The following is a 26,237-nucleotide window of genomic DNA, read 5'->3' as shown; positions in this document are numbered from 1 at the left end:
GATCGACACCGCCACCTTGTAGTGGGCCCGCCCGTCGTTGACTTCCTCGACCAGGCCGTTGAACGAGGTGAAGGGGCCGTCCCAGACCTGGAACCCGCTCGCCCACCTCGAAGGTGATGGAGGGCTTGGGGCGCTCGACGCCTTCCTGCACCTGCTTGATGATGCGCTTGGGTTCCCGCTCGGTGATCGGCACCGGACGGCCCTTGCCGCCCGAGGAAACTGGTCAACCTTGGGAGTATTCTTGACCAGATGCCAGGTGTCGTCGGTCAGGTTCATCTTCACCAGGACGTAGCCCGGGAAGGTCTCGCGCTCGGCATTCACCTTGGCGCCACGCCTCTTCCACCACCTCCTCGGCGGGCACCAGAACCTGCTCGAAAGCCTCGGCCATGCCCTCCTGTTCCGCCTGCTCGCGGATGAGCTTTTGAGGGTCTTCCCGAAGCCGGAGAGACGTGAATCACGTACCAGCGGGCGGGTAGCCATCTCTCTGTCTGCCTCCGGGACCGAACAGGAGCTTTACGCTCGCGGCGAAAATCTGGTCGATGACCAGGAAGAAGACCGGCAGCGATCACCACCATCACGAACACCATGCCGGTGGAGACGGTGGTTTCGCGCCGGCGCGCCGAAGTGACCTTGGCGACTTCCTGGCGAACCTGCTTCAAGAAAAGGCCGGAGACGTTTTTTCGCGAATTCTTTACAGTTGAAAGTTGGCAGGAGTGGAAGGGCTCGAACCCCCAACCCCCGGTTTCGGAGACCGTGTCTACCAGTTGAGCTACACTCCTGCAGCCTTCACCGGCCCCTGGAGACAGGGACCAGGATCAGACCCGGCGCGACCGGAGCCACGCCTTATACAGACACTCGACGGCCTTGGCAACACCGCCGAAGCGATGCGGCCAAGGCTGGATCGAGAGATTTACTCGAATGACACGACCACGCCGGCGCCGACGGTACGGCCGCCCTCGCGGATGGCGAAGCGCAGGCCCTGGTCCATGGCGACGGTTTCGATCAGGGTCACGTGCATCTTCACGTTGTCGCCCGGCATCACCATCTCGGTGCCTTCCGGCAGCCCCACGACGCCGGTGACTGTCGCGGCGGCGCAAGTAGAACTGCGACGATAGTTGGTGAAGACGGAGTGTCGACGGCCGCCCTTTCCTTGGTCAGAACGTAGGCCTCGGCCTCGAACTTGGTGTGGGGCGCGATGGAGCTCGCAGCCGCCAGACCTGGCCGCGCTCCACGTCCTCGCGCTTGGTGCCGCGCAGCAGGCGCCGATGTCGTCGCCGGCCACACCTGGTCGAGCAGCTTGCGGAACATTTCACGCCGGTGCAGGTGGTCTTGCGGTCGGTTGATGCCGACGATCTCGACTTCCTCGCCCACCTTCACCACGCCGCGCTCGACGCGGCCGGTGACCACGGTGCCGCGGCCCGAGATCGAGAACACGTCTTCGATCGGCATCAGGAACGGCTTGTCCTTCGGAACTCCGGCTGCGGGATGTAGGCGTCGACTCGGCGGCAGCTTCAGGATGGCGTCGCGGCCCATCTCCGGCTGCTTGTCTTCCAGGGCGCACAGGGCCGAACCCTTGACGATCGGAATGTCGTCGCCGGGGAAGTCGTAGGACGACAGCAGCTCGCGCACTTCCAGCTCGACCAGATCCAGAGCTCGGGATCGTCGACCATGTCGCACTTGTTCATGAACACCACCAGGGCGGGCACGCCCACCTGACGGGCCAGCAGGATGTGCTCGCGGGTCTGGGGCACGGGCCGTCGGCCGCCGACACCACGGATGGCGCCGTCCATCTGCGCCGCGCCGGTGATCATGTTCTTCACACAAGTCGGCGTGGCCGGGGCAGTCCACGTGGGCGTAGCGGCGGTTGGCGGTCTTGTACTCACGTGGGCGGTCGAGTACGGTGAATGCCACGGGCCTTCTCTTCCGGCGCCTTGTCGATCTGGTCGTAGGCGGTGAAGGTGGCGCCGCCGGTCTCGGCCAGGGATCTTGGTGATTCGCCGGTCAGCGAGGTCTTGCGACGGAACGTGACCGATGGTCCCGACGTTGCAGTGAGGCTTGGTGCGCTCGGATTTAGCCTTGGCCATTTTTCAACTCTGTCCGATCGCGGCGCTGCCGCATGTGTCAAACCATGGTCCCGGTCGGGTACGGCGGCGGGGAGTGGAGCGGGTGAGGGAATCGAACCCCCGTCATCAGCTTGGAAGGCTGTTGCTCTACCATTGAGCTACACCCGCCTGATCGTCCCGCTGGGCCGCACCGCCTGGTGCTCGACCTGAAGAAACCGTTCCCCGTCATCCGGCCCGAACCGGGGCACCCGGCCCTCATGGGGAGGATATTTGGTGGAGGGGGGAGGATTCGAACCTCCGTACTCATAAGAGGGCAGATTTACAGTCTGCTGCCATTAACCGCTCGGCCACCCCTCCACACCGTCATCCGGTTTTTTGCCGGGGCGACGGGAGGGCTGTACTTATGGGAATTTCCCGGGGCTTGTCAATCCGAAAAGAGCAGGTTAAATGCCGAGGCAACAGGAGAGCCCCATGAAAAAGAGAGACGAGCGCAACCGCCCCCACGCCCAGGGCAAGGGAAGGCCCCCGCAAACGCCGCGTGGCGGCGGCGGAGGCGGCGGTTCCTCCATCTGGCTCTACGGCATTCACGCGGTGAGCGCCGCCCTGACCAATCCCGAGCGGCGCATCCGCCGGCTGGTGGCCACAGCCGAGGCGGCCAAGACCCTGCCCCCCTGCAAGGTCCCGGTGGAGGCCATGGACCGGGCCGACATCGACCGGCTGGTGGCGCCCGGCGCCGTCCATCAGGGCGTGGCCCTGCTGGTGGAGCCCCTGCCCGCCACCACCATCGAGGACGTCATCCGCAGCGCCGAAATGGCGTCTTCCGCTTTGGTGCTGGTGCTGGATCAGGTCACCGACCCCCACAATGTCGGCGCCATCCTGCGCTCGGCGGCGGCGTTCGGCGCCCTGGCGGTGGCGGCCCCGACCGCCACGCCCCGGACGAGACCGGCACCCTGGCCAAGTCCGCTTCCGGCGCGCTGGAGCGCATGCCGCTGGTGCGCGTCACCAACGTGGTCCGCGCCCTGGAGGACCTGAAGAAGGGCGGGTTCTGGACCGCCGGACTGGCCGCCGACGCCCCCAGGACCCTGGCCGAGGCCAAGCTGTCGGGCAAGGTGGTGCTGGTGCTGGGCGCCGAAGGCGAGGGCATGCGCCGCCTGACCCGCGAGCATTGCGACCATCTGGTGCGGCTGCCCATGTGCGGCGAGATGGAAAGCCTCAACGTCTCCAACGCCGCCGCCGTTGCCCTCTACGAGATGCGGCGGGAAGGATGATTCCCGTCTGGCTCACCGGCGTCGGACAGGTCGCCTTCGCCTTCGCCGCCATGATTCTGGTGGGACGGCTGATCCTGGCCGGCCGCCACGGCATCGCCGTGCAGGCCCTGGCGGGCTGGGGAGCCCTCTGCCTGCTGTTGACCCTGTGGGGGGTGCTGACGCCCCTGTCGCTGCGCATCCCCGCCACGGGCTTCCTGGCGGCCGCCCTGGCCGGCGTGGCGCTGACGCGGAGCCGACCCTGGCGCGAGGACCTGGGGGAGGCGGGGCGCCTGCTGCTGCTCGCCCTGCCGCTGCTGGCGGTGCTGGCCCCCATGGAGCCGTCCCAGCTGGACGTCTTCGCCCTGATCCTGCCCAACGGCGCCTATCTGTTCGACCACGGGGTGTTTCCCACCGCACTCGGGCCGAAGGCCTATTCGGATTCCCCCGTCGCCCCCTACAACACCGAGATCGTCCCCTTCTGGGTCCGGCGGCATCGCCGTCTGGCTGACCCGCCCTGCTGCTGGGCCGCGCCCTCTCCGCCGGCCGGCGGTCCCGGGCGGGCGCATGGCGGCCTTCGGGCTGTCGCTGGCCACCGCCGTCGTCCCGGCTTCGTGCCCCGCGTTCGCCGGCTATGGCGAGGCCCCCTGGCCATCGCCCTGATGGCTGTGGGGCATGGCGGGCGTCCTTCCAGGCCCGCTCCATGTAGGTGATCTGCTCGCCATCGGGAAAGCGCAGGTTCACGTGCGCCCGCCAGGCGGCGTACAGGACCAGGGCGGGCAGGGCGGCCAGCAGCAGGTCGCGGACGACCGGCCAGCGCTCCTGGCGCGGCAGGGTGACGACTGCGACCAGTCCCGCCCCGCCCAGGGAGAGGAACAGGCCGATTCCCTGCTGCTTGACGTTGACCAGGGCGGCCAGCACCAGCGCCAGGGCGACCAGCAGGCCCGCTTCCCGTCCATCCGCCATCCGCCGCGCCCCCAGCCACAGGGCGACCATCAGGGTGATGGCCAGGGGGGCCTCGCCATAGCCGGCGAAGGAGACGCGGGGCACGAAGCCGGGATTGACGGCGGTGGCCAGCAACAGCCCGAAGGCCGCCATGCCCCAGCCGGGACGCCGGCCGGCGGAGAGGGCGCGGCCCAGCAGCAGGGCGGCGGGCAGGTGCAGCCAGACGGTGAACTGGGCGATGCCGGCCGGAGCGAAGCCCCCCCCCGCCAGGGAGCCCAGGAAGGGGACGATCTCGGTGTTGTAGGGGGCGACGGGGGAATCCGAATAGGCCTTCGGCCCGAGTGCGGTGGGAAACACCCCGTGGTCGAACAGATAGGCGCCGTTGGGCAGGATCAGGGCGAAGACGTCCAGCTGGGACGGCTCCATGGGGGCCAGCACCGCCAGCAGCGGCAGGGCGAGCAGCAGCAGGCGCCCCACCTCCCCCAGGTCCTCGCGCCAGGGTCGGCTCCGCGTCAGCGCCACGCCGGCCAGGGCGGCCGCCAGGAAGCCCGTGGCGGGGATGCGCAGCGACAGGGGCGTCAGCACCCCCCACAGGGTCAACAGCAGGCAGAGGGCTCCCCAGCCCGCCAGGGCCTGCACGGCGATGCCGTGGCGGCCGGCCAGGATCAGCCGTCCCACCAGAATCATGGCGGCGAAGGCGAAGGCGACCTGTCCGACGCCGGTGAGCCAGACGGGAATCATCCTTCCCGCCGCATCTCGTAGAGGGCAACGGCGGCGGCGTTGGAGACGTTGAGGCTTTCCATCTCGCCGCACATGGGCAGCCGCACCAGATGGTCGCAATGCTCGCGGGTCAGGCGGCGCATGCCCTCGCCTTCGGCGCCCAGCACCAGCACCACCTTGCCCGACAGCTTGGCCTCGGCCAGGGTCCTGGGGGCGTCGGCGGCCAGTCCGGCGGTCCAGAACCCGCCCTTCTTCAGGTCCTCCAGGGCGCGGACCACGTTGGTGACGCGCACCAGCGGCATGCGCTCCAGCGCGCCGGAAGCGGACTTGGCCAGGGTGCCGGTCTCGTCCGGGGCGTGGCGGTCGGGGGCCACCACCGCCAGGGCGCCGAACGCCGCCGCCGAGCGCAGGATGGCGCCGACATTGTGGGGGTCGGTGACCTGATCCAGCACCAGCACCAAAGCGGAAGACGCCATTTCGGCGCTGCGGATGACGTCCTCGATGGTGGTGGCGGGCAGGGGCTCCACCAGCAGGGCCACGCCCTGATGGACGGCGCCGGGCGCCACCAGCCGGTCGATGTCGGCCCGGTCCATGGCCTCCACCGGGACCTTGCAGGGGGGCAGGGTCTTGGCCGCCTCGGCTGTGGCCACCAGCCGGCGGATGCGCCGCTCGGGATTGGTCAGGGCGGCGCTCACCGCGTGAATGCCGTAGAGCCAGATGGAGGAACCGCCGCCTCCGCCGCCGCCACGCGGCGTTTGCGGGGGCCTTCCCTTGCCCTGGGCGTGGGGGCGGTTGCGCTCGTCTCTCTTTTTCATGGGGCTCTCCTGTTGCCTCGGCATTTAACCTGCTCTTTTCGGATTGACAAGCCCCGGGAAATTCCCATAAGTACAGCCCTCCCGTCGCCCCGGCAAAAAACCGGATGACGGTGTGGAGGGGTGGCCGAGCGGTTAATGGCAGCAGACTGTAAATCTGCCCTCTTATGAGTACGGAGGTTCGAATCCTCCCCCCTCCACCAAATATCCTCCCCATGAGGGCCGGGTGCCCCGGTTCGGGCCGGATGACGGGGAACGGTTTCTTCAGGTCGAGCACCAGGCGGTGCGGCCCAGCGGGACGATCAGGCGGGTGTAGCTCAATGGTAGAGCAACAGCCTTCCAAGCTGATGACGGGGGTTCGATTCCCCTCACCCGCTCCACTCCCCGCCGCCGTACCCGACCGGGACCATGGTTTGACACATGCGGCAGCGCCGCGATCGGACGGGTTGAAAAATGGCCAAGGCTAAATTCGAGCGCACCAAGCCTCACTGCAACATCGGGACCATCGGTCACGTTGACCATGGCAAGACCTCGCTGACCGCGGCGATCACCAAGATCCTGGCCGAGACCGGCGGCGCCACCTTCACCGCCTACGACCAGATCGACAAGGCGCCGGAAGAGAAGGCCCGTGGCATCACCATCTCGACCGCCCACGTCGAGTACGAGACCACCAACCGCCACTACGCCCACGTGGACTGCCCCGGCCACGCCGACTATGTGAAGAACATGATCACCGGCGCGGCGCAGATGGACGGCGCCATCCTGGTGGTGTCGGCCGCCGACGGCCCCATGCCCCAGACCCGCGAGCACATCCTGCTGGCCCGTCAGGTGGGCGTGCCCGCCCTGGTGGTGTTCATGAACAAGTGCGACATGGTCGACGATCCCGAGCTGCTGGATCTGGTCGAGCTGGAAGTGCGCGAGCTGCTGTCGTCCTACGACTTCCCCGGCGACGACATTCCGATCGTCAAGGGTTCGGCCCTGTGCGCCCTGGAAGACAAGCAGCCGGAGATCGGCCGCGACGCCATCCTGAAGCTGATGGCCGAGGTCGACGCCTACATCCCGCAGCCGGAGCGTCCGAAGGACAAGCCGTTCCTGATGCCGATCGAAGACGTGTTCTCGATCTCGGGCCGCGGCACCGTGGTCACCGGCCGCGTCGAGCGCGGCGTGGTGAAGGTGGGCGAGGAAGTCGAGATCGTCGGCATCAAGCCGACCGTCAAGACCACCTGCACCGGCGTGGAAATGTTCCGCAAGCTGCTCGACCAGGGTGAGGCCGGCGACAACATCGGCGCCCTGCTGCGCGGCACCAAGCGCGAGGACGTGGAGCGCGGCCAGGTTCTGGCGGCTCCGGGCTCCATCACGCCCCACACCAAGTTCGAGGCCGAGGCCTACGTTCTGACCAAGGAAGAGGGCGGCCGTCACACTCCGTTCTTCACCAACTATCGTCCGCAGTTCTACTTCCGCACCACCGACGTCACCGGCGTCGTGGAGCTGCCGGAAGGCACCGAGATGGTGATGCCGGGCGACAACGTGAAGATGCACGTGACCCTGATCGCCCCCATCGCCATGGACCAGGGCCTGCGCTTCGCCATCCGCGAGGGCGGCCGTACCGTCGGCGCCGGCGTGGTCGCCAAGATCGTCGAGTAAATCTCTCGATCCAGCCTTGGCCGCATCGCTTCGGCGGTGTTGCCAAGGCCGTCGAGTGTCTGTATAAGGCGTGGCTCCGGTCGCGCCGGGTCTGATCCTGGTCCCTGTCTCCAGGGGCCGGTGAAGGCTGCAGGAGTGTAGCTCAACTGGTAGAGCACCGGTCTCCAAAACCGGGGGTTGGGGGTTCGAGCCCCTCCACTCCTGCCAACTTTCGACTGTAGAGATATGGCAAAAACGTCTCCGGCCCTTTTCTTGAAGCAGGTTCGCCAGGAAGTCGCCAAGGTCACTTGGCCGACCCGGCGCGAAACCACCGTCTCCACCGGCATGGTGTTCGTGATGGTGGTGATCGCTGCCGTCTTCTTCCTGGTCATCGACCAGATTTTCGCCGCGAGCGTAAAGCTCCTGTTCGGTCTGGGAGGCTGAGGACGAGATGGCTACCGCCCGCTGGTACGTGATTCACGTCTATTCCGGCTTCGAGAAGAAGGTCGCCCAGTCCATCCGCGAGCAGGCGGAACAGAAGGGCATGGCCGAGGCTTTCGAGCAGGTTCTGGTGCCCACCGAGGAGGTGGTCGAGGTTCGCCGTGGCGCCAAGGTGAATGCCGAGCGCAAGTTCTTCCCGGGCTACGTCCTGGTGAAGATGAACCTGACCGACGACACCTGGCATCTGGTCAAGAATACTCCCAAGGTCACCGGCTTCCTGGGCGGCAAGGGCCGTCCGGTGCCGATCACCGAGCGGGAAGCCGAGCGCATCATCAAGCAGGTGCAGGAAGGCGTCGAGCGCCCCAAGCCCTCCATCACCTTCGAGGTGGGCGAGCAGGTTCGGGTCTCGGACGGCCCCTTCACCTCGTTCAACGGCCTGGTCGAGGAAGTCGACGAGGAAAAGGCCCGCCTCAAGGTGGCGGTGTCGATCTTCGGTCGCTCCACCCCGGTCGAACTGGAATACTCTCAGGTCGAGAAGATCTGAGGGACGTGACCGGAAGCCGCCCCGCCGGACTGGCGCGGGCGGCACCGGTGCTTTTTGTTTTCCGCGTCCCGGATGTCCGGGGGCGGTTTGGAGGGCGGGAGGCGCGCCAACGCCGTACCGCCAACTCTGGTGACAGAGAGAGGATTGTGAAATGGCAAAGAAGATCGTGGGCTACGTTAAGCTCCAAGTCCCGGCCGGCAAGGCGAACCCCTCGCCGCCGATCGGTCCCGCGCTGGGTCAGCGCGGCCTGAACATCATGGAATTCTGCAAGGCCTTCAACGCCCAGACCCAGACTCTGGAGCCCGGCATGCCGATTCCGGTGGTGATCACCGCCTATTCGGACCGTACCTTCACCTTCGTGACCAAGACCCCGCCGGTCAGCTACTTCCTGAAGAAGGCGGCCGGCATCGGCAAGGGCTCGACCACTCCCGGCAAGGGCACGGTGGGCGAGGTGACCATGGCCCAGATCCGTGAGATCGCCGAGAAGAAGATGGCCGACCTCAACGCCAACGACGTCGAGGCCGCGTCCACGATGATCGTCGGTTCCGCCCGTTCCATGGGCCTCAAGGTGGTGGAGTAAGCACATGGCTCGCGAAGGAAAGCGCCTGAAGTCGGCCTATGCCGATATCGACCGCGACAAGTTCTACAGCCTCGCCGATGCGGTGAAGGCCATCAAGACCCGCGCCGTCGCCAAGTTCGACGAGACCATCGAGATCGCGCTGAACCTCGGCGTCGATCCCCGTCACGCCGACCAGATGGTCCGTGGCGTGGTCGAACTGCCCCACGGCACCGGCAAGACCGTGCGCGTCGCCGTGTTCGCCAAGGGCGACAAGGCGGAGGAGGCCAAGAAGGCCGGTGCCGATCTGGTGGGCGCCGACGATCTGTTCGAGATCGTCAATGGCGGCACCATGGATTTCGACCGCTGCATCGCCACCCCGGACATGATGGGCCTGGTGGGCCGCCTCGGTAAGGTGCTGGGCCCGCGCGGCCTGATGCCCAACCCGAAGCTGGGCACCGTGACCGTCAACGTGGCCGAGGCCGTCCGCGCCGCCAAGGCCGGTCAGGTCCAGTTCCGCGTCGAGAAGGCCGGTATCGTTCACGCCGGCATCGGCAAGGCCTCGTTCTCGGAAGAGAAGCTGGCCGAGAACGTGCGTGCGTTCGTCGATGCCATCAACAAGGCGAAGCCCCAGGGCGCCAAGGGCACCTACCTCAAGAAGGTGTCCATCAGCTCGACCATGGGCCCGGGCGTCAAGCTCGACGTCGCCACCCTGGCCTGAGGCCAGGGGTAAAGGTTTCCCCGACCCGGAAGGGAAGGGGGGAAGGCGGAAGTTCCCTTCGGGGGACTTCCAACCTGTCCGAGACCGTAGGTGCCCCGTCAAACGGGCTTGAAGGGATTTCCCGCCTGCGCAGACAGAGGTCAAAAGAACGCTTCCGGTTCCCTTGGGAATCGGCACGGCTTGAAGCTTCTGGGACAGGCCACCGGCCTTGCCGGGTGGTTCGCCACCCGACCAGGCCATGGGCAATGGACCGGAACCAGCCGCCATGATGGCGGGGACGTTTCGGCTCTATGTTTGGAGACGAAAGTGGACCGGACACAAAAGACAGAGTGGGTCGGCTCGCTGCAGGGAACGCTCGGAGAGGTCGGGCTGGTGGTCGTCACCCATTATTCGGGTCTGACGGTCGCCGAGATGACCGATCTGCGCGGGAAGATGCGGGCGGCTGGCGCCACCTTCAAGGTGACCAAGAATCGTCTCACCAAGCTCGCCCTTGTGGGTACCGAGTTCGAAGCCATCGCCGACCTGTTCGTCGGGCCGACCGCCATCGCCGTTTCGCGCGATCCGGTCGCCGCCGCCAAGGTCGTCGCCGACTACGCCAAGACGAACGACAAGCTCAAGATCCTCGGTGGATCGCTGGGCAAGAATCGTCTCGACGTGGACGGTGTCAAGGCGCTTGCCATGCTGCCGTCGCTGGACGAGCTGCGCGCCAAGCTGCTCGGCATGATTTCGACCCCGGCCACCCGTATCGCCGGCGTTCTTCAGGCGCCCGCGGGCCAGCTGGCCCGCGTCCTGAAGGCCAAGGCGGACAAGGACGCCGCGTGAGATTTTTGAACCAATCCCAAGCTTCAAGCTTTTACTAGGAGTTTTATCAAATGGCTGATCTTGCCAAGCTGGTTGACGACCTGTCCGCCCTGACCGTTCTCGAGGCCGCCGAGCTCTCGAAGATGCTGGAAGAGAAGTGGGGCGTTTCCGCCGCCGCTCCGGTGGCCGTCGCCGCCGTTGCCGGTGCCGGCGCCGCCGCTCCGGCCGCCGAGGAGAAGACCGAGTTCGACGTGATCCTCGCCGATGCCGGCGAGAAGAAGATCAACGTCATCAAGGAAGTCCGCGCCATCACCGGCCTGGGCCTGAAGGAAGCCAAGGACCTGGTCGAGGCCGCTCCGAAGGCCGTCAAGGAAGGCGCTTCGAAGGAAGAAGCCGAGAAGATCAAGAAGGTTCTGGAAGAGGCCGGCGCCAAGGTGCAGGTCAAGTAAGAACGCCTTCTGGTGTTTATCCAGGGGCCGGGATGCGGGTTTGTCGCATCCCGGCCTTCTGGCGCTTTACCAGCTACCCCTGTGGGGTGGCTAAAACCTACCCTACGGGGCAGGGCTCCGCAGGGGGCATCCCGGGTGAACCCGGGCAGGACGAGTTTGTTGGGCTAAACCCCACGAAGAGGACGAGGAGCGGCAATGGCTAAATCCTATACGGGTCGCAAGCGTGTGCGCAAAAGCTTCGGGCGGATCCCCACCGTTGCGCCGATGCCGAATCTGATCGAGGTGCAAAAGAGCTCCTACGATCATTTCCTCCAGATGGACACCGCTCCCGAGCAGCGCGGCAATGTCGGTCTGCAGGAAGTCTTCAAGTCCGTCTTCCCGATCAAGGACTTCTCCGAGCGCGGAACCCTGGAGTTTGTGCGCTACGAGCTGGAGCAGCCCAAGTACGACGTCGAGGAATGCCAGCAGCGCGGCATGACCTTCGCCGCCCCCTTGAAGGTGACGCTCCGCCTGGTGGTGTGGGACATCGACGAGGACACCGGCTCGCGCTCCATCCGCGACATCAAGGAGCAGGACGTCTACATGGGCGACATGCCGCTCATGACCTCCAACGGCACCTTCGTCATCAACGGCACCGAGCGCGTCATCGTCTCGCAGATGCACCGCAGCCCGGGCGTGTTCTTCGACCACGACAAGGGCAAGACCCATTCGTCGGGCAAGTATCTGTTCGCCGCCCGCGTCATTCCCTATCGCGGTTCCTGGCTGGACTTCGAGTTCGACGCCAAGGATCTGGTCTACGTGCGCATCGACCGTCGCCGCAAGCTGCCGGTGACCACGCTGCTGTATGCGCTGGACGGCCTGAACACCGCCCAGCTGCGCGCCTCGCGCGCCGCCGAGGGCAGGGGACTCGAGCAGAATGAAATCAAGGGCATGACCTCGGAAGAGATCCTGTCCTACTTCTACGGCAAGGTGACCTACAGCCGCGGCCCCAAGGGCTGGAAGACCCCGTTCGACGCCGAGCGCCTGAAGGGTGTCAAGCTGGTCAGCGACCTGATCGACGCCAAGACCGGTGAGAAGGTGGCCGACGCCGGCACCAAGATGACCCCTCGCCTGGGCAAGAAGCTCAAGGAAGCGGGCCTCACCGACATCGTCGTCACCCCCGAGGACATGATCGGCCAGTACGTGGCCGAGGACATCATCAACGAGCAGACCGGCGAGATCTTCACCGAGGCCGGTGACGAGCTGACCGCCAATCTGGTGGCCGAGCTGGAGAAGGCGGGCATCAGCGAGCTGCCGGTGCTGGCCATCGACCACATCAATGTCGGCCCGTACATGCGCAACACGCTGGCCATCGACAAGAACTCTTCCCGCGAAGAGGCCCTGATCGACATCTACCGCGTGATGCGTCCGGGCGAGCCTCCGACGCTGGAGACCGCCGAAGCCCTGTTCCAGGGCCTGTTCTTCGACGCCGAGCGCTACGACCTGTCGGCCGTGGGCCGCGTCAAGATGAACTCGCGCCTCAACACCCCCGAGGTGTCGGACACCGTGCGCGTTCTGCGCAAGGAAGACATCCTGGGCGTCATCAAGGTGCTGGTCGAGCTGAAGGACGGCAAGGGCGAGATCGACGACATCGATCACCTGGGCAACCGTCGCGTCCGCTCGGTGGGCGAGCTGATGGAGAACCAGTACCGCGTCGGCCTGCTGCGCATGGAGCGCGCCATCCGCGAGCGCATGTCCTCGGTGGACATCGACTCGGTGATGCCGCACGACCTGATCAACGCCAAGCCCGCCGCCGCCGCGGTGCGCGAGTTCTTCGGCAGCTCGCAGCTGTCGCAGTTCATGGACCAGACCAACCCGCTGTCGGAAATCACCCACAAGCGTCGCCTCTCGGCCCTCGGGCCGGGCGGTCTGACCCGCGAGCGCGCCGGCTTCGAGGTGCGCGACGTGCACCCGACCCATTACGGCCGCATCTGCCCGATCGAGACGCCGGAAGGCCCGAACATCGGTCTGATCAACTCGCTGGCCACCTATGCCCGCGTCAATCAGTACGGCTTCATCGAGGCGCCCTACCGCAAGGTGATCGACGGCAAGGTGACCAACGACGTGGTCTACCTCTCGGCCATGGAAGAGGGCCGCTACACCGTCGCCCAGGCCAATTCGGTGCTGAACCCCGACGGCTCCTTCGCCGAGGATCTGGTGTCCTGCCGCCAGGCGGGCGAGTTCGTCATGGTGCCGCCCTCCGAGATCACCATGATCGACGTGTCGCCGAAGCAGCTGGTTTCGGTGGCCGCCGCGCTGATCCCGTTCCTGGAGAACGACGACGCCAACCGCGCCCTGATGGGTTCGAACATGCAGCGTCAGGCGGTGCCGCTGATCCGCGCCGAGGCTCCCCTGGTGGGCACCGGCATGGAGCAGGCGGTGGCCCGCGACTCGGGCGCCGCCATCACCGCCAAGCGTACCGGCGTGGTCGATCAGGTGGACGCCACCCGCATCGTGATCCGCGCCACCGAGGAGACCCAGGCCTCGGCGTCGGGCGTCGACATCTACAACCTGCTGAAGTTCCAGCGTTCCAACCAGAACACCTGCATCACCCAGCGTCCGCTGGTGAAGGTGGGCGATCTGATCAAGAAGGGCGACATCATCGCCGACGGCCCCTCGACCCAGCTGGGCGAGCTGGCCCTGGGCCGCAACGTGCTGGTCGCGTTCATGCCCTGGAACGGCTACAACTTCGAAGATTCGATCCTGATCTCCGAGCGTATCGTCCGTGACGACGTCTTCACCTCGATCCACATCGAGGAATTCGAGGTCATGGCCCGCGACACCAAGCTGGGCCAGGAAGAAATCACCCGCGACATCCCCAACGTGGGCGAAGAGGCTCTGAAGAACCTGGACGAGGCCGGCATCGTCTATATCGGCGCCGAGGTCAAGCCGGGCGACATCCTGGTGGGCAAGGTGACGCCGAAGGGCGAGAGCCCGATGACGCCGGAAGAGAAGCTGCTGCGCGCCATCTTCGGCGAGAAGGCCTCGGACGTGCGCGACACGTCCCTGCGTCTGCCGCCGGGTGTGTCGGGCACCATCGTCGAGGTCCGCGTCTTCTCCCGCCGCGGCGTGGAGAAGGACGAGCGCGCGCTCGCCATCGAGCGGGCCGAGATCGAGCGTCTGGCCAAGGACCGCGACGACGAGCGCCACATCCTGGAGCGGTCGTTCTTCGCCCGCCTCAAGGCTCTGCTGCTCGGCAAGAAGGTGGTCTCGGGCCCCAAGGGCATCAAGGCCGGCACCGTTCTGGCCGATGCCAACATGGACGAGCTGCACCCCTCCACTTGGCGCAACATCGCCGTGGACGACGATGCGGTGATGGCCGATTGCGAGGCGCTGAAGCGGGCCTTCGACCAGCAGGTCGACAAGCTGCAGGAGCGTTTCGAGAACAAGGTCGAGAAGCTGCAGCGCGGCGACGAACTGCCGCCCGGCGTGATGAAGATGGTCAAGGTGTTCGTGGCGGTGAAGCGCAAGCTGCAGCCGGGCGACAAGATGGCCGGCCGTCACGGCAACAAGGGCGTCATCTCGCGCATCGTGCCGCTGGAGGACATGCCGTACCTGGAAGACGGCCAGCAGGTGGACATCGTCCTGAACCCGCTGGGCGTGCCCTCGCGCATGAACGTCGGTCAGATCCTCGAGACCCATCTGGGCTGGGCCTGCGCCGGCCTGGGCCAGCAGATCGGCGGCATGCTCGACAAGTACAAGCGCAACGCCGCGACCATGATCGAGCTGAAGTCCAAGTTGAAGGACGTCTACGGCGACGCCATCTATGAGGACGAGATCGCCGGCCTGGCGGATCACGAGATCACCGAGCTGGCTCACAACCTGACCCCGGGCGTGCCGATCGCCACCCCGGTGTTCGACGGCGCGCGCGAAAGCGACATCGTCGACATGCTGACCAAGGCGGGCCGGTCCTCCTCCGGCCAGGTGACCCTGGTCGACGGCCGCACCGGCGAGCCGTTCGACCGCAAGGTGACGGTGGGCTACATCTACATGCTGAAGCTGCACCACCTGGTGGACGACAAGATCCACGCCCGCTCCATCGGCCCGTACTCGCTGGTCACCCAGCAGCCGCTGGGCGGCAAGGCGCAGTTCGGTGGTCAGCGCTTCGGTGAAATGGAAGTGTGGGCGCTGGAAGCTTACGGCGCCGCCTACACGCTGCAGGAAATGCTGACGGTCAAGTCGGACGACGTTTCCGGCCGCACCAAGGTCTACGAGGCCATCGTGCGCGGCGACGACACCTTCGAGGCCGGTATCCCCGAGTCGTTCAACGTGCTGGTCAAGGAGCTCCGCTCCCTGGGCCTCAACGTCGAACTGACCCAGCGGAACTACTAAGCATCTAGGACCCGGCGCGCGGGGGGAATTGGCTCCCCCCGCCGCACCAAAAGGTCACACGGGAGTTCATCGATGAACGAACTTATGAAGATCTTCGGCCAGGTCAGCGGCACCCAGTCGTTCGACCAGATCCGCATCTCCATCGCCTCGCCGGAGCGCATCCGCTCCTGGTCGTACGGTGAGATCAAGAAGCCGGAGACCATCAACTACCGCACCTTCAAGCCCGAGCGCGACGGCCTGTTCTGCGCCCGCATCTTCGGGCCGATCAAGGATTACGAGTGCCTGTGCGGCAAGTACAAGCGCATGAAGTATCGCGGCATCATCTGCGAGAAGTGCGGCGTCGAAGTCACCCTGGCCAAGGTCCGGCGCGAGCGCATGGGCCATATCGAGCTGGCCTCTCCCGTGGCGCACATCTGGTTCCTGAAGTCGCTGCCCAGCCGTATCGGCCTGTTGTGCGACATGACGCTCAAGGACCTGGAGCGCATCCTCTATTTCGAGAACTACGTGGTGGTCGAGCCCGGCCTCACGCCCCTGAAGATCCGCGAGCTGCTCACCGAGGAGCAGTACATGCGCGCCGTGGACGAGTACGGCGAGGACGCCTTCACCGCCAAGATCGGCGCCGAGGCCATCCGCGACATGCTGTCGGTCATCGACCTGGATGCCGAGAAGGCCCAGCTGAAGGTCGACCTCAAGGAGACCACCTCGGAGGCCAAGCGCAAGAAGCTGGTCAAGCGCATGAAGCTGGTCGAGGCCTTCCTCGAATCCGGCTCGCGCCCCGAATGGATGATCCTGGAAGTGATTCCGGTGATTCCGCCGGAGCTGCGTCCGCTGGTGCCGCTCGACGGCGGCCGTTTCGCCACCTCGGACCTCAACGACCTCTACCGTCGCGTCATCAACCGCAACAACCGCCTGAAGCGCCTGATCGAACTGCGCGCGCCCGAGATCATCGTGCGCAACGAGAAGCGCATGCTGCAGGAGGCGGTGGACGCCCTGTTCGACAACGGCCGCCGCGGCCGCGCCATCACCGGCGCCAACAAGCGTCCGCTGAAGTCGCTCAGTGACATGCTGAAGGGCAAGCAGGGCCGCTTCCGTCAGAACCTGCTGGGCAAGCGCGTCGACTACTCCGGCCGCTCGGTCATCGTGGTGGGTCCCGAACTCAAGCTGCACCAGTGCGGCCTGCCCAAGAAGATGGCTCTCGAGCTGTTCAAGCCCTTCGTTTACTCGAAGCTCGAACTCTACGGCATGGCCACCACCATCAAGGCCGCCAAGCGGATGGTGGAGAAGGAGCGTCCCGAGGTGTGGGACATCCTGGAAGAGGTCATCCGCGAGCATCCGGTGATGCTGAACCGCGCCCCGACGCTCCACCGCCTGGGCATCCAGGCCTTCGAGCCGGTCCTGATCGAGGGCAAGGCCATCCAGCTGCATCCGCTGGTCTGCACCGCCTTCAACGCCGACTTCGACGGCGACCAGATGGCCGTCCACGTGCCGCTCTCGCTGGAAGCCCAGCTGGAAGCCCGCGTGCTGATGATGTCCACCAACAACATCCTGTCGCCCGCCAACGGCAAGCCGATCATCGTGCCGTCGCAGGACATCGTGCTGGGCATCTACTACATCACCATGGAACGGGACGAGATGCCCGGCCAGGTGCTGAAGATCCGGTCGCTGGACGAGCTGAAGGGCGCCATCGCCAACAACTCGGTCCTGTTCTACTGCCCGACCGATCCCAACGCCAAGATCGACACCAAGGACCTGGACGGCCTGCTGGACCGCTTGGCCCGTCGCGAGGTCACCGCGCACCGCCGCGTCAACGTGTCGTCCCGTGACGCGCTGGAGGCCGGCCTGAAGGGCGGCCACCTGCGCCTGTTCAACGTGGAGAAGCCCGGCTTTGCCCTGACCTTCGCCGACGTGGGCGACGCCGAGAAGGCCATCAAGGACGGCAAGGCCATCCTCTACAAGGTGCCGGTCTTCGTGAACATGGCCGAGATCGAGGAAGCGCTGACCGAAAAGACGATCACGCTGCATTCCAAGATCCGCGCCCGTTTCGACACCGTGGATTCCGAGGGCAACCCGGTGACCCAGATCGTGGACACCACGCCGGGCCGCATGATGCTGTCGGTGATCCTGCCCAAGCACAAGAACGTTCCCTTCTCCCTGATCAACCGCCTGTTGACCAAGAAGGAAATCCAGAACGTCATCGACGTGGTCTACCGCCATTGCGGCCAGAAGGAGACGGTGATCTTCGCCGACCGCGTCATGGGTCTCGGCTATTCCAACGCCTTCAAGGCGGGCATCTCGTTCGGCAAGGACGACCTGGTCATTCCGCCGGAGAAGGAAACCCTGGTCGGCGAGACCGAGGAAAAGGCCAAGGAATACGAGCAGCAGTACCAGGACGGCCTGATCACCCAGGGCGAGAAGTACAACAAGGTGGTCGACGCCTGGTCCAAGTGCACCGACGACGTCGCCGACGCCATGATGAAGCAGATCTCGTCGCTCAAGCCCGGCAAGCCCATCAACTCCATCTACATGATGGCCCATTCCGGCGCCCGTGGCTCCGCCGCCCAGATGAAGCAGCTGGCCGGCATGCGCGGCCTGATGGCCAAGCCCTCGGGCGAGATCATCGAGACGCCGATCATCTCCAACTTCAAGGAAGGCCTCACCGTGCTGGAGTACTTCAACTCCACCCACGGCGCCCGTAAGGGTCTGGCCGACACCGCTCTCAAGACCGCCAACTCGGGTTACCTGACCCGTCGTCTGGTGGACGTGGCCCAGGACGCGATCATCTGCGAGGAGGATTGCGGCACCACCAACGGCCTGACCGTGTCCCCGGTGATCGAGGGCGGCGAGGTCATCGCCTCGCTGGCCGAGCGCATCCTCGGCCGTTCGGCGGCGCGCGACATCGTCAACCCGCTCAACGGCGAGATCATCGTGCCGGCCGGCGCCATGATCCAGGAGACCGAGGTCGAGCTGATCGACGCCGCCGGCATCGAGACCGTGGTGATCCGCTCGGTGCTGACCTGCGACTCGGAAGAGGGCGTGTGCGGCACCTGCTACGGCCGCGACCTGGCGCGGGGCACCCGCGTCAACGTGGGCGAGGCGGTGGGCGTCATCGCCGCCCAGTCCATCGGCGAGCCCGGCACCCAGCTGACCATGCGTACCTTCCACATCGGCGGCGCCGCCCAGCGCGGCGCGGAGCAGTCGTCCATCGAGGCGACCTTCGACGGCACCGTCCAGGTGATCAACCGCAACGTGGTGGTCAACTCGTCGGGCGCCCACATCGTCATGAGCCGCAATTGCGAAGTGGCGCTGCTCGACATCAACAACCGCGAACGCGCCCGTCACCGCGTCCCCTACGGCGCCAAGCTGCTGGTGGACGAGGCCCAGAAGGTCACCAAGGGCACCAAGCTGGCCGAGTGGGACCCCTACACCCTGCCGATCATCACCGAGCGTGCCGGCGTGGCCCATTACGTCGACCTGACCGAGGGCCTGTCCATGCGCGAGGTGGTCGACGAGGCCACCGGCATCGCCAGCAAGGTGGTGGTCGACTGGAAGCAGCAGCCCCGCGGCGCCGAGCTGCGCCCGCGCGTCACGCTGCGTGACGAGAAGGGCGAGGAACTGCTGCTGGCCAACGGCCTGGAAGCCCGCTACTTCATGAGCGTGGACGCCATCCTGTCGGTGGAAAACGGCACCAAGGTCAACGCCGGCGACGTGCTGGCGCGCATTCCGCGCGAATCGTCCAAGACCCGCGACATCACCGGCGGTCTGCCGCGTGTGGCGGAGCTGTTCGAGGCGCGCAAGCCCAAGGACCACGCCATCATCTCCGATTGCGACGGCCGCGTGGAATTCGGCAAGGACTACAAGTCCAAGCGCCGCATCCTGGTGGTCCCGGAAGACGGCGATCCGATCGAGTACCTGATCCCCAAGGGCAAGCACATCTCGGTGCAGGAAGGCGACTACGTCCGCCGCGGCGACCCGCTGATGGACGGCAATCCCGTGCCGCACGACATCCTGAAGGTCCTGGGCGTCGAAGCCCTGGCCCAGTATCTCATCAACGAGATTCAGGAGGTCTACCGGCTGCAGGGCGTGAAGATCAACGACAAGCACATCGAGGTGATCGTCCGCCAGATGCTGCAGAAGGTCGAGATCACCGACCCCGGCGACACCACCCTTCTGGTGGGCGAGCAGGTGGACCGCGTCGAGTTCGACATCGAGAACTCGAAGGCCATCCGCGAGCAGGGCCGTCCGGCGTCGGGCACCCCGGTGCTGCAGGGCATCACCAAGGCCTCGTTGCAGACCCACTCCTTCATCTCGGCGGCCTCCTTCCAGGAGACCACCCGCGTGCTCACCGAAGCGGCCGTGTCCGGCAAGGTGGACAGCCTGCAGGGCCTGAAGGAGAACGTCATCGTCGGCCGCCTGATCCCCGCCGGCACCGGCGCGGTGATGAACCGCCTGCGCGCCATCGCCGCCAAGCGCGACAAGGACATGCAGGTGGAGGACGGTTCCGAGGTTCCGGCCATCCCGCCGGCCGCCGAAGGCTCCGCCCCCGAGGCTCCGCCCGCCGAGTAAACCCTCGCCGGTTCGGAAAAGACAGCATCCCCGCTTCCGAAAGGAGGCGGGGATGACTTTTTTTAACGAATCGAAATAGGGTGAAGACCTTAAGCCGTCGAGGCGCTATCATTTCCCTCAAATCCCGGGGCGCCAATCCCGGGTGGAGCATCAAGGGAGAAGCCATGAGCTCGCGGTGGGTCTGGACGGTGGCGATTCTGATCGCCATGGGCGGCGCATTGCCGGCCCGGGCCGCCTGCGTGGCGCGTCCGTCCACCACGACCGAATTGGCTCAGTGCTCCACCGCCGCCGCCGGGGGCGATGCCGTTGCTGCCCGGCTGCTGGGCGATGTGATGGGCGATCCCACCCAGCGTCATTATGATCCCGCCGCCGCCCTGTCCTGGTGGGAGCAGGCCGCCGCCGCCGGCGACGGTCCGGCGCTGCGCCGGCTGTTCGATGCCCACTGGTACGGACGCGGCACGGCCAAGGACCCGGCCAAGGCCCGCGCCTATCTGGCCAAGGCGGTGGCGGGCGGCGCCCCCTGGGCCAGGCTGGTCCGCGCCGTGCTGGCGGAGACCGAGGAGCCGGCCTTGGCCGCCGATCTCTACAACGGTCTGGCAACCGAGGGCAATTGCCTTGCCCAGTTGCGTCTGGCCCATGGCCATGATCGCGGCGGCTGGGTGGAGAAGAACCGCTCCCAGGCCCTTTACTGGGCCACCGTCGCCGGTCTGGCCGGACGATCCGAGCCGCGCCCCGACGACCATCCGGTGTTCGAGAGCCGCTTTCATTACCGCGACTGCACCACCGAGGCCTATTTCCTGCGCGGCGATCTGGCCCGTAATCTCGCCGCCGACCTGCGTGCCCGGGTCGAGGAATCGGCCGCCGCCTGGAAGCCCGGGCGTATCCCCGAGCGGCAGGGGCCGGCGGAGGCTCCGCCCGCCATCGGCGTTACTCCGGCCGGCCTTGGCTCGGGAGTGGCGGCCCGCGTTCCCGACTGGCATCCTCTGCCCGCCGCCCTGCAGCGCCCGGCCAGTCGGTCGCGCCTGGGGGCCGAGGAGGTGTTCGCCACGGTCGGCCGCTCGGTCTATGTGGTGGTGGCGGCCCGCAGCGAGGACGATCTGAAGGCGCGCAAGGGGCGGTTCGGTTCCGCCGTGGCCATGGATGAGCGCACCCTGGTCACCAACTGCCACGTCATCGACGAAATGGCGGTGATCCTGCTGCGCCAGGGCAGCCAGACCCTGCGGGCGACACCCGCCGGCGGCGACCCGGTCACCGACCGCTGCCTGATGACGGTGTCGCCCGGTCGGCTGTCCGCGGTGCCGGGCATCCGGGCGTGGGACGACCTGCGGGTGGGCGAGACGGTCTATTCCATCGGCTCGCCCAAGGGGCTGGAGGCCACTCTGGGGCAGGGCCTGATCTCGGGGTTGCGCCAGATCAAGGGCACCCGCTACGTCCAGACCACCGCGCCCATCTCCCCCGGTTCCTCGGGAGGGGGGCTGTTCGATGCCTCGGGCAATCTGGTTGGCATCACCACCTTTCACATCCGCGACGCCGACGGCCTCAACTTCGCCATCGCGGCGGAGGATTTCTTCCGGTGATCCGCTTGACGCCCCGGCTAGAGGCTGTCCGAGTTAGGTTGACGTCTCATCCTTGACCGTCATTGCCGGACTTGACCCACTGCCGTCCGGTTTAAATTTCCATGAGAGGCCCGAATGGCAGAGCCAATGCGGGTTTGATCCGGTCATGGAACACACAGGACACGGATGCCGCTTCGCGGCCACGGATGATCGCGGATTATGGAAATCCCATATGGTCATCCTGGGGCAGGGTTGGGGAGGTGACCGGAAACGAGCGTATTTCCGTGTTTATCCGTGAGCGGTGCGAAGCACCGCATCCGTGACATCCGTGTCCCACGACTCCACGTCCGCCGCCTCAAATTGAACCGGACAGCAGTGGACTTGACCCGGCAATCCAGACCCCCGGATCAAGTCCGGGGGGCGGAAGGAATGCGATTCAGCTTCAGTCGTACAAGCCCTAAACGTCGCCGCCCGCCTTGATCGCCTCGACGATGTCGCGCAACGATACCGTCTGCGGCCGGTTGCCGGTGGGGGCGGGGGGAATGGCGGCGGGAAAGAACGGACTGTCCGGCTGCAGCGCCTTGGCGAAATCCGAGGGCGACACGGTCCGGACCGTCGCCTGGGTGACCGTCGCCTGGGTGACGGGCGCCACCGCCTGCACCACCTGGGTCAGCGCCGCCTCGGTGGGCGTGGAGGCGGGCGGAGTCTCCGGCCGCGCCACGGGGCGCAAGGCCGCCAGCTGCGGATTGCCGGATTCGATGGCCGGTTCGTGGGCGGCGTCGGCATCGTCGCCCAGCGCGGTCTTGAAACGGGCCTGCACGCTCTTGTAGAGGCCGGCCACGGTGCGGGCCTTGTTGAACACTTCCGGATTGGCGCGGGCGGCGTCGGGCAGCAGGTGACGGGCCGAATGCCTGGGATTGTCCTCCATGCCCTCGATCACCCGGGCGGCGCCGGCCGCCCCCAGGAAATGGGCGAGGTAGAGGTCCGAGGCGGTGGCCTCGCGCCCCAGGCGACGTTCCAGGACCTTGGCGTTGTCCTTGGCGAACTCGGCGGCCATCAGCGACGACAGCCTGGGGTCCTTGCGCAGGTCGAGGATGGCCTTCTTCATGGCCTTGTCCCGTACGTCCAGCCGTCCGTCGGCGCCCTTGACGATGGACTCGGCGGCGTCTTCCAGCCCGTGCTTGGCGCCGTGGCGCTTGACCATGTCCAGCCAGGTGCCCGAGGTGAACTGGAACAGTCCGGCGGCCGAGGACTTGGTGTTGCGGGCATGGGGGTCGAGGCCGCTTTCCTGGGTGGCCTGGGCCAGGAGATAGCCGAACGACACGCCGGTGCTGTCGGCGGCCTCCCTGATGCCCGACACCACGCGCCCCGGGCGGTTGGGCGTCTCGACGGAAAGGGAGCCGGTGACGTCGGCGTTCGGGGTTTGCATGGCGAACCTCGGCGAGCTGAACCACCCTCACCATAGCATGGAAAGGTTACCAAGATTCGACTCGCCGCGATTGAATCTCATCAGCCCCTCAGGCGCCGGGCGCGTGCCTTCAGCACGCTTGGCTTTCGCCGCATAAGCGGCGCGGCGCCTTGCGCCTAGCCCGGTTCCGCTCTGACGGAACCGGGCGGAGATCTTCCCGACTCTTTCGCTTGACGGGGGGCAGGCGGATAAATAGGATGCGCGCTTCTCGGGGGACCGGTATCCGTCCGCCTGGACGGTTTTCGTTGTCCCGAGGCTTGCGAAACACTGATGACAACGCCGAACGGGTCGGCGACCGAACCGCAAGAAAACCCCGGCGGGAAACCGCCGGCGGGTTTTTTTCTGGTTTTCGTCAAGGGACCTGTGTGAAGGGAAAGTGACTGAATGCCCACGATCAATCAATTGATCCGTAAGCCGCGCCAGCCCGTGGCGGCGCGCAACAAGGTCCCCGCCATGGAGGCCTGCCCGCAGAAGCGCGGCGTTTGCACTCGCGTGTACACGACCACTCCGAAGAAGCCGAACTCGGCGCTTCGTAAGGTCGCCCGCGTGCGCCTGACCAACGGTTTCGAGGTTACCTCGTACATCCCGGGCGAAGGTCACAACCTTCAGGAACACTCGGTGGTGATGATCCGCGGCGGCCGTGTGAAGGATCTTCCCGGTGTCCGCTACCACATCATCCGCGGCACGCTCGATACCCAGGGCGTCAAGGATCGCCGTCAGCGTCGTTCGAAGTACGGCGCGAAGCGTCCGAAGTAAGGAGTTCATCAGATGTCTCGTCGTCACGCCGCTGAAAAGCGCGAAATCACCCCCGATGCCAAGTTTGGTGACTATGTGGTCGCCAAGTTCATGAACTGCCTGATGCTGGACGGCAAGAAGTCCGCCGCCGAGGCCATCGTCTATGGCGCCCTGGACAAGATCCAGTCCAAGACCGGCCAGGACCCGCTGAAGGTGTTCCACGAGGCTCTCGACAACGTGAAGCCCGCCCTGGAAGTGCGGTCCCGCCGCGTCGGCGGCGCCACCTACCAGGTGCCCGTCGAAGTGCGTTCCGATCGCCGCCAGGCCCTGGCCATCCGCTGGCTGATCGATTACTCGCGCAAGCGTTCCGAGACCACCATGATCGACCGCCTGTCCGGTGAGCTGCTCGACGCCGCCAACAACCGTGGCGCCGCCGTCAAGAAGCGCGAAGACACCCACCGTATGGCGGAGGCCAACAAGGCCTTCTCCCATTACCGCTGGTAACCGGAGAACGAGACCATCATGGCCCGTACAACGCCCCTCGAGCGGTATCGCAACATCGGCATCATGGCCCACATCGATGCCGGCAAGACCACCACCACCGAACGCATCCTCTACTACACCGGCAAGTCCTATAAGATCGGCGAAGTGCACGAAGGCACCGCCACCATGGACTGGATGGAGCAGGAGCAGGAGCGCGGCATCACCATCACCTCGGCCGCGACCACCGCGTTCTGGCGTGATCACCGCATCAACATCATCGACACCCCCGGCCACGTGGACTTCACCATCGAGGTGGAGCGTTCGCTCCGCGTGCTCGACGGCGCGGTGACCGTGTTCGACTCGGTGGCGGGCGTCGAGCCCCAGTCCGAGACCGTGTGGCGTCAGGCCGACAAGTACGGCGTGCCGCGCATCTGCTTCGTCAACAAGATGGACCGCATCGGCGCCAACTTCTATCGCTGCGTCGATATGATCGTTGACCGCCTGGGCGCCCGTCCGCTGGTCATGCACCTGCCCATCGGCGAGGAAAGCGGCTATGTCGGCATCGTCGACCTGCTGCGCAACACCGCGGTGATCTGGAAGGACGAGAGCCTCGGCGCCGAGTTCTCCGATCAGCCCATCCCCGCCGATCTGGTCGAGAAGGCCGCCGAATACCGCGCCCAGCTCATCGAGACCGCCGTCGAGATGGACGACGCGGCCATGGAGCAGTACCTGGGTGGCGAAGAGCCCTCCCTGGACGTGCTGAAGGCCTGCATCCGCAAGGGCACCATCACCCGGACCTTCGTGCCGGTGCTGTGCGGCTCGGCGTTCAAGAACAAGGGCGTGCAGCCCCTGCTCGACGCCGTCATCGACTATCTCCCGGCCCCGGTCGACATTCCCGCCATCAAGGGCGTGAAGTTCGGCACCGAGGACGAGATCGCCAAGCACTCCACCGACGACGAGCCCTTCGCCGGTCTCGCCTTCAAGATCATGAACGACCCCTTCGTGGGTTCGCTGACCTTCGTGCGCGTCTATTCGGGCGTGGTCGAGTCGGGCAGCTACATCCAGAATACCGTGAAGGAAAAGCGCGAGCGCGTCGGCCGCATGCTGCTGATGCACGCCAACTCGCGCGAGGAAATCAAGGAAGCCCGCGCCGGCGACATCGTCGCCTTCGCCGGTCTCAAGGACACCACCACCGGTGACACCCTGTGCGACCCGACCCCCAGCTCGCTGGTGGTGCTCGAGCGCATGGAGTTCCCCGAGCCCGTCATCGAAGTCGCCGTGGAGCCCAAGTCCAAGGCCGACCAGGAGAAGATGGGCATCGCCCTGGCTCGCCTGGCCGCCGAGGATCCCTCGTTCCGCGTCACCTCGGACGCCGAATCCGGCCAGACCGTGATCAAGGGCATGGGCGAACTGCATCTGGAAATCCTCGTGGACCGCATGAAGCGCGAGTTCAAGGTGGAAGCCAATGTGGGCGCCCCGCAGGTGGCCTACCGCGAGACCATCTCCAAGGTCTACGAGGTCGATTACACCCACAAGAAGCAGACCGGTGGCTCGGGCCAGTTCGCCCGCGTCAAGATCAAGTTCGAGCCCGCCGAGAAGGGCGCCGGCTTCGTCTTCGAGAACAAGGTCATCGGCGGCTCGGTGCCCAAGGAATACGTCCCCGGCGTGGACAAGGGCATCCGCTCGGCCATGGATAACGGCGTCATCGCCGGCTTCCCCATGATCGACTTCAAGGCCACCCTGGTGGACGGCGCCTACCACGACGTCGACTCGTCGGTTCTCGCCTTCGAAATCGCGTCCCGCGCCGCCTTCCGCGAAGGCATCGCCAAGGCCGGTCCGAAGCTGCTCGAGCCGATGATGAAGGTCGAGGTCGTCACCCCCGAGGATTACCTGGGCGACGTGATCGGCGACCTGAACAGCCGCCGTGGCCAGGTCAACGACATGGACCAGCGCGCCAACGCCCGCGTCATCACCGCCATGGTGCCGCTGGCCAACATGTTCGGCTACGTGAACACCCTGCGCTCCATGTCGCAGGGCCGCGCCCAGTACAGCATGACCTTTGATCACTATTCGGAAGTGCCCCAGAACGTGTCGGACGAGATCCGCGCGAAGCTGGCCGGCTAACCTGACCTATTCGAGACC

General features: G+C 66.1%; 20 protein-coding genes, 6 tRNA genes and 3 pseudogenes. 18 read left to right on the top strand and 11 right to left on the bottom strand.

What is annotated here, in order from left to right; translation table 11 throughout:
* From nusG (ACV4UZ_RS06890) to ACV4UZ_RS06855, 8 genes and pseudogenes are all read right to left on the bottom strand, one after another.
* Positions 1-458 (bottom strand): annotated as a pseudogene (nusG, locus tag ACV4UZ_RS06890) (transcription termination/antitermination protein NusG); the annotation flags it as partial.
* A 144-nt stretch (positions 459-602) separates the two neighbouring features.
* Positions 603-659, bottom strand: a pseudogene (locus ACV4UZ_RS06885) (hypothetical protein); the annotation flags it as partial.
* A gap of 46 nt (positions 660-705) precedes the next feature.
* Positions 706-779 (bottom strand) — tRNA-Arg (locus ACV4UZ_RS06880).
* A gap of 131 nt (positions 780-910) precedes the next feature.
* Entirely contained in the window at positions 911-1,282 is a 372-nt protein-coding gene (locus ACV4UZ_RS06875) for an EF-Tu C-terminal domain-related protein (RefSeq protein ID WP_491600159.1), read from the bottom strand.
* A gap of 65 nt (positions 1,283-1,347) precedes the next feature.
* Positions 1,348-1,449: pseudogene (locus ACV4UZ_RS06870) on the bottom strand (hypothetical protein); the annotation flags it as partial.
* A gap of 62 nt (positions 1,450-1,511) precedes the next feature.
* A complete protein-coding gene (locus ACV4UZ_RS06865; RefSeq protein ID WP_491600158.1) occupies positions 1,512-1,790 on the bottom strand; it encodes a GTP-binding protein in 279 nt (92 codons plus the stop codon).
* Between the two features lie 368 nt (positions 1,791-2,158).
* Positions 2,159-2,231 (bottom strand) — tRNA-Gly (locus ACV4UZ_RS06860).
* Positions 2,232-2,334: 103 nt separating this feature from the next.
* Positions 2,335-2,420: transfer RNA gene (locus ACV4UZ_RS06855), tRNA-Tyr, on the bottom strand.
* Positions 2,421-2,534: 114 nt separating this feature from the next.
* On the opposite strand from ACV4UZ_RS06855, the gene ACV4UZ_RS06850 reads away from it, so the two are divergent.
* A complete protein-coding gene (locus ACV4UZ_RS06850; RefSeq protein WP_491600153.1) occupies positions 2,535-3,095 on the top strand; it encodes a TrmH family RNA methyltransferase in 561 nt (186 codons plus the stop codon).
* The gene (locus ACV4UZ_RS06845; protein ID WP_491600152.1) at positions 3,047-3,331 is read left to right on the top strand and encodes a 23S rRNA (guanosine(2251)-2'-O)-methyltransferase RlmB; all 285 of its coding nucleotides are present in this window, start codon (positions 3,047-3,049) and stop codon (positions 3,329-3,331) included. The genes ACV4UZ_RS06850 and ACV4UZ_RS06845 overlap by 49 nt, the downstream gene beginning before the upstream one ends.
* Before the next feature lie 12 nt (positions 3,332-3,343).
* On the opposite strand, the gene ACV4UZ_RS06840 is transcribed toward ACV4UZ_RS06845, so the two are convergent.
* Together ACV4UZ_RS06840 and rlmB are read right to left on the bottom strand one after the other, a co-directional pair.
* Positions 3,344-4,993 (bottom strand): hypothetical protein, encoded by a 1,650-nt coding sequence (locus ACV4UZ_RS06840; protein ID WP_491600151.1) that lies wholly within the window; start codon positions 4,991-4,993, stop codon positions 3,344-3,346.
* The gene (rlmB, locus tag ACV4UZ_RS06835) at positions 4,990-5,787 is read right to left on the bottom strand and encodes a 23S rRNA (guanosine(2251)-2'-O)-methyltransferase RlmB (RefSeq protein ID WP_491600150.1); all 798 of its coding nucleotides are present in this window, start codon (positions 5,785-5,787) and stop codon (positions 4,990-4,992) included. Before rlmB ends, ACV4UZ_RS06840 begins: the two co-directional genes overlap by 4 nt.
* Positions 5,788-5,901: 114 nt before the next feature.
* Between rlmB and ACV4UZ_RS06830 the strand changes: the two genes are divergently transcribed.
* The 13 genes from ACV4UZ_RS06830 (at position 5,902) to ACV4UZ_RS06770 (ending at position 21,430) form a co-directional block, all read left to right on the top strand.
* Positions 5,902-5,987: transfer RNA gene (locus ACV4UZ_RS06830), tRNA-Tyr, on the top strand.
* 103 nt (positions 5,988-6,090) lie between these two features.
* Positions 6,091-6,164: transfer RNA gene (locus ACV4UZ_RS06825), tRNA-Gly, on the top strand.
* A 73-nt stretch (positions 6,165-6,237) separates the two neighbouring features.
* Positions 6,238-7,428 (top strand): elongation factor Tu, encoded by a 1,191-nt coding sequence (gene tuf / locus ACV4UZ_RS06820; protein ID WP_491600138.1) that lies wholly within the window; start codon positions 6,238-6,240, stop codon positions 7,426-7,428.
* A gap of 131 nt (positions 7,429-7,559) precedes the next feature.
* Positions 7,560-7,635: transfer RNA gene (locus ACV4UZ_RS06815), tRNA-Trp, on the top strand.
* An 18-nt stretch (positions 7,636-7,653) separates the two neighbouring features.
* Positions 7,654-7,851, top strand: coding sequence for a preprotein translocase subunit SecE (gene secE / locus ACV4UZ_RS06810; RefSeq protein WP_491600149.1), 198 nt, complete (start codon positions 7,654-7,656; stop codon positions 7,849-7,851).
* Positions 7,852-7,858: 7 nt separating this feature from the next.
* Complete coding sequence (nusG, locus tag ACV4UZ_RS06805) at positions 7,859-8,392, top strand: transcription termination/antitermination protein NusG (protein WP_491600148.1); 534 nt, start codon at positions 7,859-7,861, stop codon at positions 8,390-8,392.
* A gap of 151 nt (positions 8,393-8,543) precedes the next feature.
* The gene (rplK, locus tag ACV4UZ_RS06800; RefSeq protein ID WP_491600147.1) at positions 8,544-8,972 is read left to right on the top strand and encodes a 50S ribosomal protein L11; all 429 of its coding nucleotides are present in this window, start codon (positions 8,544-8,546) and stop codon (positions 8,970-8,972) included.
* 4 nt (positions 8,973-8,976) lie between these two features.
* A complete protein-coding gene (gene rplA, locus ACV4UZ_RS06795; protein ID WP_491600146.1) occupies positions 8,977-9,669 on the top strand; it encodes a 50S ribosomal protein L1 in 693 nt (230 codons plus the stop codon).
* A gap of 306 nt (positions 9,670-9,975) precedes the next feature.
* Positions 9,976-10,491, top strand: coding sequence for a 50S ribosomal protein L10 (rplJ, locus tag ACV4UZ_RS06790; RefSeq protein ID WP_491600145.1), 516 nt, complete (start codon positions 9,976-9,978; stop codon positions 10,489-10,491).
* A gap of 50 nt (positions 10,492-10,541) precedes the next feature.
* Positions 10,542-10,919, top strand: coding sequence for a 50S ribosomal protein L7/L12 (gene rplL / locus ACV4UZ_RS06785; protein WP_491600144.1), 378 nt, complete (start codon positions 10,542-10,544; stop codon positions 10,917-10,919).
* Positions 10,920-11,114: 195 nt separating this feature from the next.
* Positions 11,115-15,290, top strand: a complete 4,176-nt coding sequence (gene rpoB, locus ACV4UZ_RS06780; RefSeq protein ID WP_491600143.1) for a DNA-directed RNA polymerase subunit beta — start codon at positions 11,115-11,117, stop codon at positions 15,288-15,290.
* A 72-nt stretch (positions 15,291-15,362) separates the two neighbouring features.
* Positions 15,363-19,853 (top strand): DNA-directed RNA polymerase subunit beta', encoded by a 4,491-nt coding sequence (locus ACV4UZ_RS06775; protein ID WP_491600142.1) that lies wholly within the window; start codon positions 15,363-15,365, stop codon positions 19,851-19,853.
* 164 nt (positions 19,854-20,017) lie between these two features.
* Positions 20,018-21,430, top strand: a complete 1,413-nt coding sequence (locus ACV4UZ_RS06770) for a trypsin-like peptidase domain-containing protein (RefSeq protein ID WP_491600141.1) — start codon at positions 20,018-20,020, stop codon at positions 21,428-21,430.
* Between the two features lie 436 nt (positions 21,431-21,866).
* Here ACV4UZ_RS06770 and ACV4UZ_RS06765 read toward each other — a convergent pair whose 3' ends face one another.
* Entirely contained in the window at positions 21,867-22,838 is a 972-nt protein-coding gene (locus ACV4UZ_RS06765; RefSeq protein ID WP_491600140.1) for a transglycosylase SLT domain-containing protein, read from the bottom strand.
* 423 nt (positions 22,839-23,261) lie between these two features.
* Between ACV4UZ_RS06765 and rpsL the strand changes: the two genes are divergently transcribed.
* Genes rpsL through fusA form a run of 3 tightly spaced genes read left to right on the top strand, consistent with a single transcriptional unit; the run spans position 23,262 to position 26,219 of the window.
* Positions 23,262-23,633, top strand: a complete 372-nt coding sequence (gene rpsL, locus ACV4UZ_RS06760) for a 30S ribosomal protein S12 (protein WP_008620996.1) — start codon at positions 23,262-23,264, stop codon at positions 23,631-23,633.
* A gap of 12 nt (positions 23,634-23,645) precedes the next feature.
* A complete protein-coding gene (gene rpsG, locus ACV4UZ_RS06755; RefSeq protein WP_085374933.1) occupies positions 23,646-24,116 on the top strand; it encodes a 30S ribosomal protein S7 in 471 nt (156 codons plus the stop codon).
* Positions 24,117-24,134: 18 nt separating this feature from the next.
* Positions 24,135-26,219, top strand: a complete 2,085-nt coding sequence (fusA, locus tag ACV4UZ_RS06750; RefSeq protein WP_491600139.1) for an elongation factor G — start codon at positions 24,135-24,137, stop codon at positions 26,217-26,219.
* Positions 26,220-26,237 lie beyond the last annotated feature (18 nt).

The sequence above is a fragment of the Paramagnetospirillum sp. genome (genome assembly GCF_058402745.1).
This window is presented reverse-complemented; position numbering and strand designations above follow the sequence as displayed.